This is a genomic window from Brevundimonas sp. FV1ye4L (assembly GCF_058681255.1).
Genome location: NZ_CM178734.1, coordinates 188,930 through 207,310 on the forward strand (window position 1 = coordinate 188,930; position 18,381 = coordinate 207,310).

Sequence of the window (18,381 nt, forward strand, 5' to 3'; positions counted from 1 at the left end):
GAGCTGGAGAGGAGTGTCTGATGAGTGTTCAACGCCGGAACTTCCCGGATTCTTTCAAGCGCGAGGCGGTTGACCGCGTCGCCAACGGCGGCCTGAGCGTCGGGGCGGTGGCCCGTGAGCTGGGTCTCCACGAGACGGTGCTGCGTCGATGGATGACGCAGTTCGGGGTGCAGGCGACGGGGACGTCGCGGCGCCCCACAACGCAGGCGTCGTCCCCGTCGCCGTCGGACATGGCGGCGGAGTTGGCCCGGTTGCGACGGGAGAACGGTCAGCTTCGGATGGAGCGGGACATTCTAAAAAAAGCCGCGCTCATCTTCGGAGCGGCCTCCCGATGAAGTTCGGGTTCGTCGATGAGCATCGTCAGGTTTGGCCGGTCCGCGTGATGTGTGCGGTCCTGGGGCTTTCGGCCAGCGGTTACTATGCCTGGCGCGGTCGCCCCGAGAGCCCGAGGTCCGTGGCCAATCGCGAGCTGACCGAGGACATCCGGCTGATCCATGCCGAGAGCAGCGGCTGCTACGGCTCGCCACGCATCCACGCCACCTTGCGTCGGCATGGACGTCGGATTGGTCGATCCCGCGTGGAGCGGCTGATGCGCCGTGCCGGCCTGCGAGGGCTGGCCGCCCTGCCGCGTCGCGCCCGGACGACGAACAGCCGCCACGGCTATCCCATCGCGCCCAACAGGCTGGCCCGGAACTTCGAGGCGGCGGCGCCCAACCAGGTCTGGCTCGCCGATCTGACCTATATCCCAACGGGTGAAGGCTGGCTCTACCTCGCCGCCATCCTTGACATGCACACCCGCAAGATCGTGGGCTGGTCCATGCGCCAGACCCTGCACACCGAGATCGCCCTGGACGCCCTCAACATGGCCGTCGAACGTCAGCGCCCCGCGCCCGGCCTGATCCACCATTCCGATCGCGGAATCCAATATGCCGCCGAGGCCTATCGCTCCGCGCTTGCTCGATCCGGCATCACGCCGTCCATGAGCCGCAAGGGGGACTGCTGGGACAATGCGCCCATGGAAAGCTTCTTCCACACCCTCAAAACCGAGCGCGTCCATCACCGCGTCTACGCCACCCGCGACCAGGCGCGGCGAGACCTGTTCGGATACATCGAGGGCTTCTACAATCCCCGTCGCCTGCACTCAGCACTGGGCTATATCAGCCCCGCCGAGGCCGAACGCAGAGCGGCTTAACCCCGTCCACTTTTGCGGGGGAAGATCACTTCTGGTGTCTGGATCTGCGGGTCGATTTTGCTCTGTTTAGCAACGGCCGGCGCCAGTTCTCCGAACTGGGTCTGCCCGGCGACTTCATGGACCTGCACAGCCTGGTGATGAAGCGGCTTGATCACAGCGTCATGGCGATCTCGGAGTGTGACCTGGCCGCCGGCTGCGCAAGTTGGTGGCGGACATGTCGCTGGACCGGGAGATGTTACAGGACGTCATCCGGCGAACCGAAGATCGGCGTAGCCAAAGCTCTGCGGCCTGGTCGCAAGCGCGAGCTGGTGAACGGGTGTCGAAGTGATTGGGGCGTGTCGATCCGGCGGGCTTGCCGGGTGCTTGAGATGGACACGTCGAGCTATCACTACCGATCCCGTCGCCCCGACCAGGCCGGTCTCGAATCCCGGATCAAGGCGATGTGTCAGACGCGTGTGCGCTATGGCTATCGCCGGATCCATGTTTTGCTGCAGCGCGAAGGCTGGCGGCTTAAGCCTACGCCCACGGCGTCACCCTGGACTTCTCCCGCCCCGGCAAGCCGACGGACAACGCCTTCATCGAAGCCTTCAACGGCCGCTACCGCGCCGAGTGCCTGAAAGCCCACTGGTTCCTCACGCTTGCAGACGCGGCCGAATAGTTCGAGGCTTGGCGCAGAGACTACAACGAGGTTCGGCCCCATGGGGCCATAGGCAACAAGCCGCCGATCGCGTTGATGAAACCGAGTGACGCAGCCAGCCCGTCACCCTGACTCGGGCCGGAAAACTCCAGCTCCGGGTGCTCCAGAGAATGGGAGCAGATCACGCGTATGACCCGGTTCTGGATTTCACTGCGTCGGGGCGTTGACCACTATGTGATCGCGCCCACGACCCGCTTCCACAGCTCAAATGCGGATTTCGGCCGCAACGCCTTGGGGGAAATCGGCGAGCGGGTCACGCCCGGCTTCCAGTATGATTCCGCGACCAGTCCCCACTTCCTGACGGTCGAGGAAACGCGGGCCTTCAACGCCCAGGCCGCCTACTAACCTGACCTGACCAACTGCATCTTCAGCTCGGCCAGTCGCCAGTCCGTCAGGGTGTCGATGTCCTGTGCCTCCATCGCATCGATGACGAAGCTGCCGGCCCGGCCGGCGAATGTCGGCTGTTTTGTCACGCAGATTTCGCGGGTCATCCAGTAGAACTGAGCCGCGTCATGATACGCGGGCTCCAAGTCCTGCGATCGACTGGCGTAGTGTTCCGGCTGGCGCATTTCCGTCCGGCCGTGCAAGTCACGGCGCAGGGCGCGCTGGATCGGATAGTCGAAGGCGACAACGGGAAAGACCGTATCGAAATCCCCAGTGTCCATCAGATCGGCGGCGCGCTTCAACGTCGAGGAGCGCAAGAGCGGCGCCGTCGCCGAAATGCAGCACAGGCGATCGAACCGCTGGCCGTCCGCCTCGTAGCGCTCTACCACCTCGGCCATCACGTCGAGGATGATAGCATGATCGTCGGCGGTCCTGGCGCTGCGCAGGAACGGGACGCTGGCTCCGGCGGCGCAGGCCGCCTCGGCGATCTCCTCGCTGTCGGTCGACACCATCACCGTGTCGAACAGGCCGCTTTCCAGCGCCGCCTCGACCGACCAGGCCAGCATCGGTTTGCCGGCGAAGTCGCGGATGTTCTTGCCCGGCAGCCGATTGGAGCCTGCACGCGCGGGAATGACGGCCAGCGACTTCACGCCATACACCCCGACGCCAGGCCCTTCACCGCAGAAATCACGCGCTCCACCTCCTCGTCGGTCATGGCGGGGAAAAGCGGCAGGCTGAGCGCTCTCTCGTAGTAGCGATCGGCGGCGGGGAAGGGGCCGGCCTCGCCATAGGTCTGGCGATACCAAGGCTGTCTCGGGACGGGGATGTAATGCACCTGCGAGCCGACGCCCAAGGCGGCGAGGGCGGCCATCACCTCGGCGCGGGACCGGCCGATACGCTCGAAGTCGATCTGGACGACGAACAGGTGATATGCGGTGCGAGTGAGCTCCCGGCGCGGCGGAAGAAGCCAGTCCAACTCTGCGAATGCGGCCTGATACTGGTCGACGATGGCGAGTCGCCGATCAATGAAGCGATCCAGCTTGCTCAGTTGGCTCGAGCCCAGGGCCGCCTGGATCTCGGTCATGCGATAGTTGAAGCCCAGCAACTGCTGTTCGTACCACCAGGTTCCGGGCTGCTCTGAGAGGCGGGCAGGGTCGCGGGTTATGCCGTGGGAGCGGAGGAGGAGAAGGCGTTCGTAAAGCTCCGGATCATTGGTCGTCACTGCGCCGCCTTCTCCCGTCGTCATCGTCTTGACGGGATGAAACGAGAAGACGGTCGCGTTCGAGTGGCGGCAGTCGCCGACCTTGCCGTCGCCATGTTCTGAGCCGATCGCATGGGCGGCGTCCTCGACGATACGGACGCCGGTCTCGTCGGCGATTTTGCGGAAGGCGGCCATGTCGGCCGGGCGGCCGGCGAAATGGACTGGCGCAATGACGCGAGTTCGATCTGTCATTGCGGCGCGCGTGGCCGCAGGCGACAGGTTCAGGGTCTCCGCGTCAATATCGGCGAACACCGGGGTTAATCCCACATAGGCCATGGCGTTGGCTGTCGCCACGAAGGTGATCGGGCTGGTGATCCCCTCGCCGGGACCGAGATCCAGCGCCGCCATCGTCAGATGAAGGCCTGCAGTGGCGTTGCTCACCGCGACTGCGAACCGGGCGCCGACGTAGGCGGCAAGCTCGGCCTCGAACTGGGGCGTCGCCGGGCCCTGGGTCAGAAAGTCGGATCGGAGCGCGGCCAGCACGGCGCGCTCATCGTCCGCGTCGATCCACTGGCGACCGTAGGGGATGAAGCCTTGGGGCTCCATGTTCAGCGGCCCTGCGCTGCCGGCGCCCGAAGGATTTCAGGCCGCATCAGGCCGCGATCCGCTCGTGCGATCCGACAGAAGCTCCTCGCTCAGGGCCTCGGCCATCTGCTGCATCACCTGCTCCCACTGATCGAACTGTGTGGCGTGGAAGACGCGGGCGGAAGGATAGCAGGGCGCTTGATCCGAACCGAACCCCGTCCACGAACCCGGACCGGCGCTGACAAACACCCGCGCGCCCACCGCCGCTGCGATATTGGTCGTCGCCGTGGATGGCCCCATGACGGCGTCCAGCGCGCAGCAGAGCGCCGCCAGGTCGTCGAGATCCATCTTCAAATCGATGCCGGGCGGCGTCCAGATGTCGAACCCGCGCGCCCTGGCCGCCGCCAGGTCTTCCTCGGCATTGGCGTACTGGAGGTTGACGAACCGAACGCCTGGCGTTTCGAGAACGGGGCTCCACAGTGTGAACGGCGAATAGTGGCGCTGGCGCGACCCGCCCATCTTCATGCTCTTCCACAGCACGCCGACATAGGGGCCGGGTCCGCTGTCTTCGAGCACCTGACGCCAGTGCGCCACGCGTTGCGGATCGGGGGCCAGGAACCCCGGATCGCGGGGGAAGGCGGCGAGGCTGGTCCGGAAACGCCGGAAGAGACTGGCCATGGGAGTCCAGAAGTCGATCGGCGCGGGCTGATCGCCCAGATCGACCATCCGAAACAGGGTGTTGAACTGACGGACGGTCTTGTGCGGCCGCACGTCTGCCTGCGGAAAGCTGCGCTGGAACAGGGTCACCAGTCTTCGTTCGACAGCGATGATCAGCCGGCCATCTGGGCCGAGGGCGTCCAGGGTGTCGCTTATGATATTGGCGAAAAGGACTTCATCACCCAGGCCCTGTTCGCCGTAAATCAGCAGGCTCTTGCCGCGCAGGTCGTCGTCAAGCGCCCACCGCCTGCCGAATTCGGTGAAGACAAAGGCGCCTTCCGAGGCCGCATCGAACCGAGCCTCATAGCTGTCGAACCCGCCGACCAGGTCGCCGGTCAGCAACTGGGTGAAGGCCTTCGCCAAGCGGATGGAGGCAATTTCGCGGGGGTGGGTCAGGCCTTGCGAGGCAAGGTCCATGTCCTGAAGCGCCCTTTCGGATTCGCCGAGAACGGTGAGGCAGTAGGCCCGGTTATGGCGGGCCTTGTGGAAGCCTGGATCCAGTCGAAGCGCCTCGTCATAATAGACCATCGCTCCGGCAATATCGCCGCTCTCGCTCAACACCGTGCCGAGGGTGTTCCATAGAACCGGGCGTTCGGGATTGCCGTTGATGCTGTCGCGCAGCAGCGCGAACGCCTCATCATATCGGTTCTGGTCGCGAAAGACGCAGGCCAGGCCGTCGGCGACCTCTTCATTGCCTGGCTCGCCCGCCAGAAAGCGTCGGAACAGCCTCTCGGCGATCTCCAGCTTGCCGAGGCGATAGGCCAGCTGACCCACTTCGCGCACCACGGAGAGGTCATCGGGGGCCAGCCGCGCGGCGGCTTCATAGGCGGTGAACGCCTTGGCGAACTCGCCCTGTTTGTCGAAAGCCACGGCCAGCATCCGCCAGGCCAAGGCATTGCTGTCGTCCAACTCGAGCGCCCGCTGAAGACGCGTCGAGGCGGTGACATAGTCCTGGCGAGCCAGGGCCTCCAGGCCGGTCTTCAACCGGATCAGGGTCTTTCGCCGACTCGCCTGCGCCTTGGCCGAAAGCTTGGCGCCGCCGCGGCTGTCTTTTTCCTGCGCCTTTATGAGGCGGGCGAGGGAGTCCGATAGGGCCGAATCCCCTTTAAGCCCTTCGAGGATGGGGCGCGGTCGTGATGCGGAATCTTTGAGCCGGTTCACCAACTATCTCCTCGATCGGAACATAGTTGCAAAACGGGGTTAACGTGATCTTTCCCCGCCTCGGCCAAGTCCTCCAGGACCCGGCGGCGCGACTTTGCGAGCGACCCTGTGCGGCGACGGCGCAACGGGCTCTCTTTCTGGAGAGCGCCAGGCGATTAGGCTGTCTGGTCAGGAGGACTCTGAAGATGCGCAGCGCTCGAGCGACGTGCAGCGTCTCGTTAACGCCTCGTTTAACGAAGCACACCAACTTGAACATAAAAGGATAGACGGTCGCTCATCATGCTGGTTTCCCATGCCCTCGAGGACGTCACTTTCCCGCCGACCCTGGAGGACGGCTGCGGCGCCCTTGCCCGTGGAGATGCGGACCAAGCGGTCGAACTGTTCTACGCCATAACGCAGAACAAGCCTGCTGACTGGGAAAGCCGATACTGGCTTTACAGCGCGCTTGTTGCAGCCGGACATGAGACTCTTGCGCGTCAAATTCTGACCGATGCCTGCAATCTGCATGCTGTGGCGGTCATGCGGGCGGGCGGCACGGACATGGAGCGGTTCCGCTCCGATCCCGGCTACTGCGGGTCCGTGGGTCGACAGCTGTATATCGCCAATCAGATGGGAGCCGCGACGCTGGCTCTGAGCAATGCGCTGGATTTCGACAATCTCGTCCCGGATGTCCTGATCAGTTACGGCCTCTCGATGCAGCATCAGGGTCGGATGGCCGAGGCGATCGATGTCTTTACCCTTGCCGTCGAGCGCTTTCCCGGGCCTGCAATCCACGGCTTTCTGATCTACGCGCTGTTTCACGGGCCTGACCGTCTGAAGCAGGTCTCCGATGAGGCGCGCAAATGGGCCGCGCTCTACGCCGCGCCACACACATCTGGGACGAAGACGATCGCCAATTCGTCGGCCGCAAATCGACGCCTGCGGATCGGCTATGTCGGCCCGAGCTTCTCGCGCAATCAGGTGGCCCAGTTTCTTGTTCCCGTTCTTGAGTCTCACGACCCGGCGTCCGTGGAAGTCTTCCTCTACTGCGCGGATCCATCCGTTGAGATCGGCCTGCCAGAAGCCTGTACAGTCAGGGCGATCGGGGCGATGCCGGACACCGAGGTCGTCGAGCAAATCCGCGCGGATGGGATCGATGTCCTCGTCGACGTCTGGGGTCACACGGCTGGCAGCCGGCTATCGGTCTTCGGGCATCGTCCGGCGCCCGTGCAGGTGGCCTGGATCAATTTCGTGCAGACCACCGGACTGAGCAGCATGGACTATGTGCTGCACGCCGACAGCATGGACGCCCCCGGAACGGCGGATTATTTCGTCGAGAAGATTTGGCGAATGGGCGACATCATGGCGCCCTATCGACCGGCGCCGGATCGCCCCGAGCCTGCGCCGACGCCGGCGTTGCGCAACGGTTACGTCACCTTCGGATCCTTCAACAATCCGGCGAAGATCAGCGAACAGACCGTGATCGCCTGGGCGGAAATCCTTCGGACCCGTCCGACGAACCGGCTGCTATTCAAGTACCGATACTACGTCGATCCCGTCCTGCAACGGACCACGCAGGCTCGATTTTCCGCCTATGGGGTCAGCCCCGAACAACTGCAGTTCCAAGGCCACAGCACGGGGCCGGACTACCTGAACGCCTTCTCCGAGGTCGATCTGGCGCTCGATCCTTCGCCCTGCACGGGCGGCACCACCACATGCGACGCCTTGGCGAACGGCGTGCCGGTCCTGACGCTCGAGGGCGAAGACTTCTTCTCGCGGATTGGCCTGCCCGCGCTTGTGCCGTGCGGACTGACCGAGTTGATCGCGAAGGACTGGGGCGACTACGTCAGGCGCGCCTTGGACCTGACCGGCGATGCTTCACGCCTTGACGGTCTCCGTCAGCGGGTTCGCCCCGCGTTTGACGCCTCGCCCTACCGTGACGAGGTCGGCTTCACGCGCAATCTCGAAAGTATTTTTCGCGAGATGCACGCGCGCGCGATCGCGGAGGCGCACTGAAGTCATGACCGAAACAGTCCTCGTCTTTCCGGCCGGGACGCCGGACGCTCTGAAATACCGGAGCGAGGCGGCTGAGCGGGGACATCGTGTCGTCGGGGCGTCGTCTCTTGCGTGGAATCCCGAGGCGGGTCGCTACGACAGCTGGGAGTACCTGCCTTATGTCCATGATCCTGACTTCGCCGAGGCCTTGCGACGCCTGATCGCGCGTCTGGGCGTCACGGCCATCTATTCCCCTCATGAAGTCGTCAGCGCCCATCTTGCCGAAGTTCTTCCGCGGCTCTCTGCGAAGGTCAGCTTGATCAGTGTCTCGCCGCTTCTGGCCAAGGAGCGGGCTTACCGCGCTCTCTGGGACCGCGCAGCCGAGATCAGCACTGCGCCCGACTGGTTCGGCGGCGGCGCTCCGCGTCTCGCCGGTCCCCGGCTGGCCGGTCTCTTGCGTTTCGTGGACGATGTGCCCGGCATGTCCGACAACGACAAGATCGCGGCGATGATCGAGGTCGCGCGTCACGTTCCAGCCGGAGATATCGTCGAGATCGGTTCGTGGTGGGGCCGGTCAGCAGCCTTGTTGGCCCTGTTGTCACGCCATCACGATCTTGGGCCGGTGCTGTGTATCGATCCATGGCGAGCCGACGCCTTGGCGCAGGGCGTGGCGATGTTGGACAAGGCCAGCGCAGCCATGAACCTGGACGACGCTCTCACCATCTTCGAGACCAATCTCGCGCCCCTCGCGGACGGGCGAATCAACTATATTCGCGCGACATCGACTGTGGCCGCCGAATCCTATTGTTCCGGCTTGACGGTAGAGACCGAGGTCCTGGGCCGCACCGTCTATGAGGGCCGGATCGCTCTTTTGCATATCGACGGCAACCATTCTCTGGAGCGGGTGACCGAAGACGTTGAGAACTGGACGCCGCACGTGGCGCCTGGGGGCTGGGTGGTTTTTGACGACTATGTCTGGGCCTTCGGCGATGGACCTCGAACCGTAGGCGACGCCTGGTGCGCGCGTCACGCGGACCGGATCGCCCGCAGCTTCGTCATGGGCACCGCCCTGTTCGTCCAACTGGAACCCTAATGACCTTGGATCAGAGCCAGATCGACGAACAGATGCGGACCTTGGGATGGGTGCGTTTCGAGGGCGTGCTGGACGCAGACCATGTCGCCGCCTTGGGACGAGACGCAGAGGCCCTCTATGCCGAGCGCCGCATGGTCCAGGTGCGGAACGGCGTCGCCGCCAATATGGAGGGCGCGGGTCATCACGCGCTCGGCCTGAACAATAGTCTGGATCGTCTTGTCGGGGATATGCCGTTGATGGGCCAGATCGAGCACTATTTCGACGGCAAGACCATTCTGCTGAATTTCGGGGTGACGCTGCACCCCCCGGGGGTCACGACCTATACGCACAAGCCCCACAGGGACATCCGGACCTGGTCCAACGGTTTTCGACTGTCGCTGAACATGCTGGTGATGCTGGACGACTTCACCATCGAAAACGGCGCGACCCGACTACTGGAAGGATCGCACCGCGTAGAGGACATGCCCTCGGCGGACCATTTCGCCCAACAGGCTATTTCTCTTACCGGCCAGGCAGGGGACATCATTCTGTTCGACAGCCTGGCGGTTCATAGCGCGGCGCCCAATCGTAGCGGCGCGCTGCGCCGCGGCCTGACGCTTTGTTTTGGCCGCCCGTTCATGAAACCGCATATGGACTGGCCTCGCTTCCTGCCCGTCGAAACCCATTCCGGCCTGACGCCGACAGCGCGCCAACTTCTGGGATTTCATGCCCGGGTGCCGACCAGCGTCGAGGACTATTATCAACCCCCCGAAAACTGGGCGTTCAAGGCGGATCAGATATGAGCGCGACAGATCCAACTCTCCCCCCCAGCACCCTCGCCTCGGCCGAACATCACCGGTTGGCGGCGGCCGTGGCCTCCTACGGCGAGGGCGCAGCTCCGTTCGACGCCCTGATGCGGGGGTACATGATGCGCGCCTTTTCACCATGGTTCGCGGACGGCGCCTGTCTTCAGGTCGGCTGCGCGCACGGCGACCAGACCAGCCTGCTGCTTGAGCGGTTCGACGACCTGACGGTTCTGGAGCCTGATCCCACTTTCGTCGCCCACACGCGCAAACGGCTGGGTGATCGTGTGGTCCTCATCGAGGCCCTGCTCGAGGACTACGAGACCGATCGGCGGTTCGACACCATCGTATTTTCGCACGTGCTGGAGCACGTCGCGGACCCGGTGGCCGCCCTGCGTCGACTGGGTGCGCTTCTGGCGCCCGGCGGGCGTCTCTATGTGGTTGTGCCCAACGCCGAGGCTCCATCGCGACGCATCGCGGTGAAGATGGGCTTGTTCAGCCATCTGGAAGGCCTGTCCGCCGCAGATGAGGCGGCGGGTCATCGCCGTGTCTACAGGCTGGACACCCTGCAACGCGATGTCGCGGCCGCGGGACTGAACGCTGAGCACAGCGGAGGAATTTTCTACAAGCCCTTGGCCAATTTTCAGTTCAACGCGCTGATTGGAGGTCCGCTGATCAGCGACGATTTCCTCGAAGCCTGTTATGCTCTCGGCCAGGAACGGCCGAGCGAATGCGCCAGCATCTTCGTCGTCGCAAAGGCTGCAGAATGAGCATTTCAGGTCGCCGAATACGTCTGCGGGCGCTGGAGCGGGGCGATATCCCGATGCTTCATCGCTGGGCCAATGACCCTGACATCTGGAGGCAGTTGGGCGGCTGGCAATTTCCCTCCAGCGAGGCGAGCACCGTGGCCTGGCTGGACGGTCTGGCGACCGACCGGTTGAGTCAGCGTTTCGCGATCGAACGCTTGGACGACGGCCTGCTGCTCGGTACGGCCAACCTCGTCGCCATAGACTGGAAGAATGGGACCGCCTTCCACGGCATGATGCTGGGCGCCGCCGAGATACAGGGCAAGGGCTATGGTCTCGACACGGTCATGACGGTCATGCGCTATGCCTTCGATGAGCTGCGGCTGGAAAGGCTGGACGGCGACATAATCGAATACAACGCCGCATCGCACCGGCTCTATGTCGGCAAATGCGGGTGGCGCGAGGAGGGTCGGCAAAGAGGCTGGCATTTCCGCGAAGGACGTCGCTGGGACAGGATCCTCGTCGGCGTCACACGCCAGGACTATGCCGATCTGGTCGCCGAAAACCGTTACTGGGACAGCTGAGCTCGTGCATCCCTATGCGAGCCTGGCCTACGCCCACGCGCTAGGCCACGCGGGACGGCCGGTGGCCGTACCGGAGTGGGGCGTCCCGATCCTGGCGCGCTCCATTCCTCGGGATCTCAATCCCGCCTTTGGCTACGGCGAGGATGCCATGGGCCTCTACCCCTTGGCGGCGCTTGCGACGACCGCAGACTTGAGCGGCGGACTGGAGCGGTTGCGCGGCCTCGGTCTGATCTCGGTCGTTCTCGTGCCTGATCCGCTTGCAGGCCCCCCGCGGGTGCGTCTCTCGGAGGCGTTCGGCTTCGTCCAGCCGTTCAAGGCCCATCTGACCATCGACCCCGCCCGCGGCCGCTACAGCCCCAGCCGGCATCACGCCGAACGCATCCGCCGGGGACATCGCCGGTGCCGAATCGATGTCGGCTCCTTGCCGCTCTGGCTGGAAGACTGGAAACGCCTCTACCGGGGTCTGGTGACCCGCCGGAGCGTCTCCGGGGTGGCCGCCTTTCCCGACGCCAGCTTCGAGGTCATGGGGAAGGAACCGGCGCTGGTGGCCTTCGCAGCCTCGGTCGGAGATCGTGTCGTCGGCATGACGCTATGGTTCGCCTGCGACGGCGTCATCTACAACCACCTGACTGCGGTCGATGAGGATGGATACGCCAACGGCGCCAGTTTCGCCCTTTACGACACGGCCATCCAACATTTCGAGGGGCGGGGCGTGGTCAACCTGGGCGGAGGCGCCGGGATCGGCTCCGGAGAGGGGGGGCTCTTTGCCTTCAAAAGCGGTTTCGCCAACGGAGAGGTCATGACTTCGCTGTGCGGTGCGGTTCTCGATCCTGCGCGATATGCCGCCCTGAGCGCCGGCGTGGAGACCGAATTTTTTCCGGCTTACCGCGCTTAAGCGGTGGGCAGAGGTGTAGAGCCTGCGAATTCCAGGACGGCGTCGACGATGCGCATCATCTCTGGCCGCCCGTAACGGCCGTCCAGGGGCAAGGAAACACAACGATCGCTGAGCCGGTGGGCGGCGCCAAATTGGCTGGGAGAGGGAAGGTTCTCCCAATGGCGAGCAGCCCAGATTCGCCGGTCCGCAAGATGGGCGACGAGATCGGCTGCATTCGGGACGACGACAGGAAAAGCCAGGGGCGCGAATTGCGGAGCCGGATCGGGCCACAACGCAAACGGAGCCAGATGTGCAGCGAGGCTTTCCCAGTTGCGGCGGCGGGCGTCCGCTTCGGGTTGGATGGCTACGAGATCAAGAGCGGCGAGGGTTCGATCGCTGCAACAGCGGGGCTCGGCGTCATAGGCTGTCTCGCGGGCTCGGTAGTCTGGGAACCATGTGTCAGGATCCCGCCCCTCGGGGTCCGCACGCCGGCGGTCATTGGCCGTCCACAGGTCGGGCGACCCGGGCCGGGTCGGGGGAGCAGGCAGGTCTGACCCAACGAGAAGGCCGCCGTCAGCCACGCCCAGCAGCTTGCGCGGACTGTAAAGCCGGATTGCCCCTGGGATGCCCGCTCCCGGGTCCAACGCCTGGGCGCGGTCCTCGATGATCAGGAGGGAGGGAAAGTCGGAAGCCAGCATCTGGAACTTGGCCTCGGGCGGGCGACCAAACCAGCAGATCGTCAGGACCGCATCATCGGGCGCCAGGCCGGCGCGCACCGCCTCGACGTCGCAGTTGAGTTGATCGTCCACTCCGTACCAGATCGGTTCGACCCCCGCCCTTGTCACGCCCTCGACCAAGGCGCGGCAAATATAGGCCGGCAGCCAGAGCCGTTTCACTTGGCGGGCCACAAGCAGAGCGGCGAGGGCCGCGCGGGCGGTCGAAAAAGCGCGGTTGTCGCTCTGTCCAGCCGTCCAAGCCGACCACACTGTCGCCGCGAATGACGATGGGCTGGCCCGGTCAGCCGCAGGGAAAAGGCTGCCTATGCCTTTGGGCGGCGTTCCCATCATCGACTTTCCTTCCTGCTCCGTGACACGGAAGGAGCCGGCGCTGCCGCCATTGACGAATTGGGTGCGCGGCACACGCGGTCAACGGCCTGCAAGCGCCAATTTCAAGGCGGCGGCGACACGCGAAATATCATCCCCGTCCATGTCGATCGCGAAGGGCAGGCCGAGCACGGAACGGCTCAGCGTCTCGGTCACGGACAGATCCCCACGCGGGCATTCAGCGAAAGCCGGATTCAAGTGACAACCCCGATCCCACCAGCGCCGGGTGTGAATGTCCTGGTCCTGGAGCCTGTGTTCAACGGCGTCAACCGATCCGTTCGGAAGGCCCACGGAGCACACGCTGGTGACCCAGCCGTCGCCCCAGCCCGGCTGGAACTGAACCTCAGGAAGAAAGGTCATGGCGACCTTCATCATCTGCGCGGCGCGTAGAAACTGCAGCCGGTCGCTCTCCCAGCTGTCCAGGGCGGCCAGCCCCACTGCGCTCGCATACTCGCTGAGTTTCGCATTCGTCGCCGCGATGTCCGAGAGGCGTGAGCCGCGAAAACCGAACGTCGTTGACTGCCTGACGCGCGCCGCCAGTTCGGCGTCCGTTGTCGCCAGAAATCCACCTTCGCCGATACCGAGGACCTTGGTCGCGTGCAGGCTTACGACGGTGGGGATTTCCGCTACGCGCGCCTGATCGAAGGCGGCGGCGGCGTCCAGCACGACCGGCAAGCCGGTGTCTTCGCGCAGCGCTTTCCAGGCTTCGAGATCCGGCATGGCGCCGAAGGCGGCGACAACGACCACGGCCGATACCTGAGCGGGCGCCCATACAAGGGCGTCGCGCACGGTCTCAGGTCGAAGCATCCAGTCGTTCGGCTCCACGTCGAGAAACAGGGGGGTCAGGCCGGCGGCGATAACGGCATGGGCTGTGGCGACGAAGGTGTAGGACGGAATGGCGACCAGACTGCCCTTCGCGAGGTCCAGCGCATTTAGGGTCAGGGTCAGGGCCTGGGTTCCATTCACGCAGGTGACCACCTTGGAACCCGGCTCGAAGCGCCTCGCAAGTCGGGATTCGAACTCCGTGAGAAGAGGGCCAAAGTTCGAATAGCTCCGAGCCGCGTCTATGCGACGCAGATACGGGAGAATTGCGTCGGCGTCGGGTAGGCGCGGACGAGCCGCTGGAATAAGTCGCCGAGCGAATTCGATGGGCTGATGTTGGGCGGCGATGGGGTCAGACATGTTCAGGGCTGCGCAATTTTCTCGATGAGAAGATGTTGGGCACGATTCATGCGGCGTTGGCACGTAAGGGGGTCAACCCTCGGCTGTGCGCACCAAGTTGTTTTTGATCTGCGCTGATCCGTCCGCTGCCAGATCCATCCGCGTCGTCTCCAGGAGAAGCGGGCCTCGAATGGCTGCGTTCACGGCGGTAAGTCCCCCTGCGGAAGGGGATCGCCGGCTGATTAGATAGCGCAACGAGATACGTTCGTGGTCCGCAGTATCCGGCTGAGTTCCATGCAGGGTGAAAGGGTGCCAGAGGGCGGCAAATCCCGTCTGGCCTGTCAGAACGGTCTGTCGCACCTCTACAGACTGCCCATCCAGGCTGTTGTAGAGCCAGGCTTGTCCGTCCTTGCGCGAGAGCATGTGCGGGAAGGTCGTCGCACCGAGCACATGGCTGCCCTCGAGCAGGAAAAGCGGCGCGTCAGATCGGGCGACCGGATGAAGGTAAACATATACCGTGACAAAATCGGCTTCCCGGTCTTTGAAGTCGATGATGTCCTGGTGGAAGTCGATCCCGTAAAAATAGGTCACATCCCGGTACTCGGGTTTCACATACGGACCCAGATTGTTGACGGGGGCGCCTTCGATGCGCGCCTTCAACCAGTTTGGAATCGATCGGGATGGGACGCCGCAGACAATCTTGCGGTCTGTGATGACATAGTCAGGTCCAAGCACCTCTGTGAGGGCGCTCATCATACCGCGATCCTGCTCAACAAAAGCCAGCTCGGCATCGAACCGTTCAAGAAGATTTCGCCCAGGACGAGGGTTTACGCCGCGATACTGCGGATTGAGGTCGAAGGCTTTTTCTTCCAGGAACAGGCTCTCGTCGAACCGACGCACAGCCCTGATCTTGTTCAGCAGCGCTGTCGCGCCTGCGGGGTCCAGCGGCCATTCGAACCGATATGCGCCATCAGAGATCAGCGCCTCTGTCACAGATGGCCCTATGCTGGTGTTCTCGGCCGCCGTGCTCATTGCCTTCCCCCGCTTGTAGTCGTTTTCATCTTATCCTTCGGCGTCGAACCGCTCGTGAGCGGTAGGCAAAAAGAGGTTCTCAACCGTGCGAGCCCTCGAAACTTGAGGGACATTCGGATCAAACTACCCTGATTCCGGACCGGAGCGAGCGGTTAGGGTTTCGGTGGCAAAGCCAACGGAGGGTCGACTATAGGGTCAAAGTCTTCGTGCAGCGACTTTGGTCGTCGCGACAGCTTGTTGAGCCTTATTGTCAGTTCAATAGTCGTGCATCGCCGCGGCAAATCGCGTAGCTAGCTAGGCGAGACGACAACCCGGCCTAACCCTTTCGCGGGGACATTATACGCAATGACCCACGTCGAAATCGAGGTTCAAGACATGGACGCCAAAGTGGATTGGCGGCTGACCGAACGCCAACAAAGTCTGCCTCATTCCGGCGCATCGCGATGACTACGCCGGGATTGCTTATAGTGTTCACCGAAGGCGATCGGGTCCGGGGCCTCGGCCACGTCAGTCGGTGCAGCGCATATGCGGAAGGCTGGTTGCTGCGAGGCGGACAGGTTCGCTGGATTCTGGACGGTGACGCGGTCGCTGTCGCCGCGATCGGCTCCGGGCAGGACGTGATCCAGCGTCGCTGGCAGGAGGACGGGGAGACCCCGGGCGGTATTCGGGCGGGCATCGCTCTGATCGACAGCTATGCCGCCTCGGCCGAGGCCATGGAGACGATCGCATCCAATTCTGACGTCACAGTCTTCATCGATGACCTGGGCTGGTCCTATCCGTCAGGCGTGGTCGTTCATCCGGCCCCGGATCGGCCGGTCTCCGAGACGTCCGAAAGCGAAAGGGTGCTGAACGGCCCGTCGTGGCAGCCTTTGCGTCCGCCGTTCTGGGATCTGCCGGAGCGCCTGCCCGCGCGGCCTGACGTCGAGCGGATTCTGGTGATCTTCGGCGGAGGCGACCTGCACGGGCTCGGCGTGCCCATGGCCCGTTTGGCCCGGGAGGCCTTTCCTGCGGGGAGGATTGATCTGGTGCTGGGCGCCGGCCAGCCGGCGCCGCCCGTGATGCCCGGCGTGTCCGTGCATCAGGCGATCGACGCCGCCGCCATGGCGTCCCTGATGCTGGAGGCGGACATCGCAATCAGCGGTGCGGGGCAGACGGTGTTCGAACTCGCCCGGTGCGGCACGCCGGCCATCCTCGTCGGAATCGCCGCAAACCAGAAGGCCAATCTCGATCACTGGCCGGCCTTGTGCGGCTACATTGTCGCGGGCGTTTGGGACGCTGCGGACCTCGAGGTGCGAGTGAAGGCGGCGATGGCTCATCTGCAGGATCCCGTCGTGCGACAGAGCATCGGCGCCAGAGCCGCAGGCGTGGTCGACGGGCAGGGGGTTCGACGTCTGTTCGATCATCTCGAGCGGTCCATGGTTCAGGAGCGCGTCTGATGCGATACGCCGACTGCCGATTGCGGCCGATGGCTGAGGAGGATCGCGCCCTCGTCCTGTCGTGGCGCAATCAGGATCGCATACGCGCCAACATGTACAGTGACCACATCATCACGGTCGACGAGCATGACCGTTGGTTTGATAGCAGCCTGGTGGACCGATCCGCCGCCTATCGCATATTTGAATACAGCGACCGGCCGGTCGGCTTCGTATCCTTCACCGAAATTGACCGGGCCCATGGCCGCGCCAACTGGGCCTTCTATCTCGGAGAGTCGGACATGCCGCGCGGATCGGGCGCCGCCATGGAACTGCTCGCGCTGGACGAGGCGTTCGGGCCGCTTGGGATCCGTAAACTGTGCTGCGAGGTGTTCGCCTTCAACGGCGGCGTCGTCCGGCTGCACGAGCGGTTTGGTTTCACCCGTGAAGGCTTGCTTGCGAAAGCGCGTCTGAAGGATGGCGAGATGCAGGATATCATCTGTATGGCGCGGTTGGCCGACGACTGGCCTTCTGATCGGGCGGCCTTGATGGCGAGCGTATTCAAGGAAGATGCGGCATGAGCTTCACCTATCCGGACCATGTGTTCATGGTGGCGGAGCTTTCGGCCAACCATGGCGGTTCGCTTGAGGTTTGCCTCGAGACCGTGCGCGCTGCGGCGGCGGCTGGGGCCGATGCGATCAAGGTCCAGACCTACACGGCCGACGGGATCACCCTTGACTGCCGGACGACGCCTTTCCAGATCAACGACGGAACCCTGTGGGACGGCGCGACCCTGCACGACCTCTACCTCGAGGCTCAAACGCCGTGGGAATGGCATGCACCGATCCAGGCGGAGGCCCATCGTCTCGGCCTGACCTTCTTCTCGTCGCCGTTCGATCTCGAGGCTGTCGACTTCCTGGATGAGATGGACGTGCCGATCTTCAAGATCGCCTCGTTCGAGATCGCGGACATCCCGCTGATCGAACATGCGGCGTCCAAGGGGCGCGCGATGATCATCTCCACCGGCATCGCCAACATGGGGGACATCGAGGAGGCGATCACGGCCTGTCATCGGCAAGGCAACCATGACATCACCTTGCTGAAATGCACCTCGGCTTATCCGGCGCTGCCGTCGGACGCCAATCTGGCGACGATACCGGTCTGGGCCAAGACCTTCGGCCTCAGGATGGGCTTGTCGGATCACACGACCGAGAATGCGGTCGCCATCGCCGCAGTGGCGCTGGGCGCCCGGGTGATCGAGAAGCACTTCATTCTCGACCGCGCCATCGGCGGACCTGACGCCAGCTTCTCGCTGACGCCGGACGACTTCGCCAGCCTGGTCAAGGGAGTCAGGATCGCCGAGCAAGCCATAGGCGGCGTCCAGTCTGGCCCCACGGGCCAGGCTCTGATCAACCGCCGCTTCGGCCGATCACTGTTTATCGCGATGGACATGAAGAAGGGGGAGGCTTTGACCCCCGAGAACCTTCGTTCCGTTCGCCCCGGCGACGGCCTCCACCCCCGCCATTATCGCGAACTCCTCGGGCGCAGACTGCGGCAGGACGCCGTGAAGGGCACCCCGCTGGTCTGGTCATTGCTGGACTGACAGACCATGGGGCGATCGCGGGAGGCTCTCGGCGCCTTGGAGAGTGTTGCTGATGCTGCTCAGGACATGCGAAAACTTGC

At 64.0% G+C, this 18,381-nt stretch carries 17 protein-coding genes and 1 pseudogene; 12 read left to right on the forward strand and 6 right to left on the reverse strand.

Features of this window, described 5'->3' with window-relative positions:
* Positions 1-20: 20 nt before the first annotated feature.
* From ACW17X_RS00840 to ACW17X_RS00850, 3 genes and pseudogenes are all read left to right on the forward strand, one after another.
* A protein-coding gene (locus ACW17X_RS00840) for an IS3 family transposase (protein WP_492098836.1) occupies positions 21-1,192 on the forward strand; the annotation gives its coding sequence in 2 pieces (ribosomal slippage) (positions 21-294 and positions 294-1,192; 1,173 coding nt in all).
* Positions 1,193-1,382: 190 nt separating this feature from the next.
* Positions 1,383-1,961: pseudogene (locus ACW17X_RS00845) on the forward strand (integrase core domain-containing protein); the annotation flags it as partial.
* Between the two features lie 57 nt (positions 1,962-2,018).
* Positions 2,019-2,234 carry a hypothetical protein gene (locus ACW17X_RS00850; protein ID WP_492099035.1) on the forward strand — a complete coding sequence of 72 codons (216 nt, stop codon included), beginning with the start codon at positions 2,019-2,021 and terminating at the stop codon, positions 2,232-2,234.
* Here ACW17X_RS00850 and pseF read toward each other — a convergent pair.
* The 3 genes from pseF to ACW17X_RS00865 are packed head-to-tail and all read right to left on the reverse strand — an operon-like array spanning position 2,231 to position 5,937.
* Entirely contained in the window at positions 2,231-2,923 is a 693-nt protein-coding gene (gene pseF / locus ACW17X_RS00855; RefSeq protein ID WP_492099037.1) for a pseudaminic acid cytidylyltransferase, read from the reverse strand. The genes ACW17X_RS00850 and pseF overlap by 4 nt on opposite strands.
* Positions 2,920-4,080, reverse strand: a complete 1,161-nt coding sequence (gene pseC / locus ACW17X_RS00860; RefSeq protein ID WP_492099040.1) for a UDP-4-amino-4,6-dideoxy-N-acetyl-beta-L-altrosamine transaminase — start codon at positions 4,078-4,080, stop codon at positions 2,920-2,922. The genes pseF and pseC overlap by 4 nt, the downstream gene beginning before the upstream one ends.
* A 36-nt stretch (positions 4,081-4,116) precedes the next feature.
* Complete coding sequence (locus ACW17X_RS00865) at positions 4,117-5,937, reverse strand: tetratricopeptide repeat protein (RefSeq protein ID WP_492099042.1); 1,821 nt, start codon at positions 5,935-5,937, stop codon at positions 4,117-4,119.
* 279 nt (positions 5,938-6,216) lie between these two features.
* Here ACW17X_RS00865 and ACW17X_RS00870 point away from each other — a divergent pair, with 279 nt between their 5' ends.
* The 6 genes from ACW17X_RS00870 to ACW17X_RS00895 are packed head-to-tail and all read left to right on the forward strand — an operon-like array spanning position 6,217 to position 12,011.
* Entirely contained in the window at positions 6,217-7,932 is a 1,716-nt protein-coding gene (locus ACW17X_RS00870; RefSeq protein ID WP_492099043.1) for an O-linked N-acetylglucosamine transferase, SPINDLY family protein, read from the forward strand.
* A gap of 4 nt (positions 7,933-7,936) precedes the next feature.
* Positions 7,937-9,004, forward strand: a complete 1,068-nt coding sequence (locus ACW17X_RS00875; RefSeq protein ID WP_492099044.1) for a class I SAM-dependent methyltransferase — start codon at positions 7,937-7,939, stop codon at positions 9,002-9,004.
* Complete coding sequence (locus ACW17X_RS00880) at positions 9,004-9,786, forward strand: phytanoyl-CoA dioxygenase family protein (RefSeq protein WP_492099046.1); 783 nt, start codon at positions 9,004-9,006, stop codon at positions 9,784-9,786. Before ACW17X_RS00875 ends, ACW17X_RS00880 begins: the two co-directional genes overlap by 1 nt.
* Positions 9,783-10,556: a class I SAM-dependent methyltransferase gene (locus tag ACW17X_RS00885; protein ID WP_492099048.1), complete on the forward strand. Its 774-nt coding sequence runs from the start codon at positions 9,783-9,785 to the stop codon at positions 10,554-10,556. Before ACW17X_RS00880 ends, ACW17X_RS00885 begins: the two co-directional genes overlap by 4 nt.
* The gene (locus ACW17X_RS00890) at positions 10,553-11,116 is read left to right on the forward strand and encodes a GNAT family N-acetyltransferase (RefSeq protein ID WP_492099050.1); all 564 of its coding nucleotides are present in this window, start codon (positions 10,553-10,555) and stop codon (positions 11,114-11,116) included. The genes ACW17X_RS00885 and ACW17X_RS00890 overlap by 4 nt, the downstream gene beginning before the upstream one ends.
* A gap of 4 nt (positions 11,117-11,120) precedes the next feature.
* Positions 11,121-12,011, forward strand: coding sequence for a GNAT family N-acetyltransferase (locus ACW17X_RS00895; protein WP_492099052.1), 891 nt, complete (start codon positions 11,121-11,123; stop codon positions 12,009-12,011).
* Here the strand turns inward: ACW17X_RS00895 and ACW17X_RS00900 are convergent.
* From ACW17X_RS00900 to ACW17X_RS00910, 3 genes are all read right to left on the reverse strand, one after another.
* Positions 12,008-13,129: an aspartate aminotransferase family protein gene (locus ACW17X_RS00900; protein ID WP_492099054.1), complete on the reverse strand. Its 1,122-nt coding sequence runs from the start codon at positions 13,127-13,129 to the stop codon at positions 12,008-12,010. The two genes, ACW17X_RS00895 and ACW17X_RS00900, sit on opposite strands and share 4 nt — an antisense overlap.
* Positions 13,130-13,135: 6 nt before the next feature.
* Complete coding sequence (locus tag ACW17X_RS00905) at positions 13,136-14,275, reverse strand: DegT/DnrJ/EryC1/StrS family aminotransferase (protein ID WP_492100419.1); 1,140 nt, start codon at positions 14,273-14,275, stop codon at positions 13,136-13,138.
* A 72-nt stretch (positions 14,276-14,347) separates the two neighbouring features.
* Positions 14,348-15,286, reverse strand: a complete 939-nt coding sequence (locus ACW17X_RS00910) for a phytanoyl-CoA dioxygenase family protein (RefSeq protein ID WP_492099057.1) — start codon at positions 15,284-15,286, stop codon at positions 14,348-14,350.
* 467 nt (positions 15,287-15,753) lie between these two features.
* Between ACW17X_RS00910 and ACW17X_RS00915 the strand changes: the two genes are divergently transcribed.
* Genes ACW17X_RS00915 through pseI form a run of 3 tightly spaced genes read left to right on the forward strand, consistent with a single transcriptional unit; the run spans position 15,754 to position 18,301 of the window.
* On the forward strand, positions 15,754-16,722 hold the full coding sequence (locus ACW17X_RS00915; RefSeq protein ID WP_492099059.1) for a hypothetical protein: 969 nt from the start codon (positions 15,754-15,756) through the stop codon (positions 16,720-16,722).
* Positions 16,722-17,279, forward strand: a complete 558-nt coding sequence (pseH, locus tag ACW17X_RS00920) for a UDP-4-amino-4,6-dideoxy-N-acetyl-beta-L-altrosamine N-acetyltransferase (RefSeq protein WP_492099061.1) — start codon at positions 16,722-16,724, stop codon at positions 17,277-17,279. Before ACW17X_RS00915 ends, pseH begins: the two co-directional genes overlap by 1 nt.
* Complete coding sequence (pseI, locus tag ACW17X_RS00925; protein WP_492099064.1) at positions 17,276-18,301, forward strand: pseudaminic acid synthase; 1,026 nt, start codon at positions 17,276-17,278, stop codon at positions 18,299-18,301. The genes pseH and pseI overlap by 4 nt, the downstream gene beginning before the upstream one ends.
* Positions 18,302-18,381: the final 80 nt, after the last annotated feature.

Excerpts from the sequence above, each read along its gene's own strand:
- ACW17X_RS00850 (WP_492099035.1), top strand. The coding sequence starts at position 2,019 with ATGACCCGGTTCTGGATTTCACTGCGTCGGGGCGTTGACCACTATGTG.
- pseC (WP_492099040.1), bottom strand. The coding sequence starts at position 4,080 with ATGGAGCCCCAAGGCTTCATCCCCTACGGTCGCCAGTGGATCGACGCG.
- ACW17X_RS00870 (WP_492099043.1), top strand. The coding sequence starts at position 6,217 with ATGCTGGTTTCCCATGCCCTCGAGGACGTCACTTTCCCGCCGACCCTG.
- ACW17X_RS00875 (WP_492099044.1), top strand. The coding sequence starts at position 7,937 with ATGACCGAAACAGTCCTCGTCTTTCCGGCCGGGACGCCGGACGCTCTG.
- ACW17X_RS00880 (WP_492099046.1), top strand. The coding sequence starts at position 9,004 with ATGACCTTGGATCAGAGCCAGATCGACGAACAGATGCGGACCTTGGGA.
- ACW17X_RS00885 (WP_492099048.1), top strand. The coding sequence starts at position 9,783 with ATGAGCGCGACAGATCCAACTCTCCCCCCCAGCACCCTCGCCTCGGCC.
- ACW17X_RS00890 (WP_492099050.1), top strand. The coding sequence starts at position 10,553 with ATGAGCATTTCAGGTCGCCGAATACGTCTGCGGGCGCTGGAGCGGGGC.
- ACW17X_RS00905 (WP_492100419.1), bottom strand. The coding sequence starts at position 14,275 with ATGTCTGACCCCATCGCCGCCCAACATCAGCCCATCGAATTCGCTCGG.
- ACW17X_RS00910 (WP_492099057.1), bottom strand. The coding sequence starts at position 15,286 with ATGAGCACGGCGGCCGAGAACACCAGCATAGGGCCATCTGTGACAGAG.
- pseH (WP_492099061.1), top strand. The coding sequence starts at position 16,722 with ATGCGATACGCCGACTGCCGATTGCGGCCGATGGCTGAGGAGGATCGC.
- pseI (WP_492099064.1), top strand. The coding sequence starts at position 17,276 with ATGAGCTTCACCTATCCGGACCATGTGTTCATGGTGGCGGAGCTTTCG.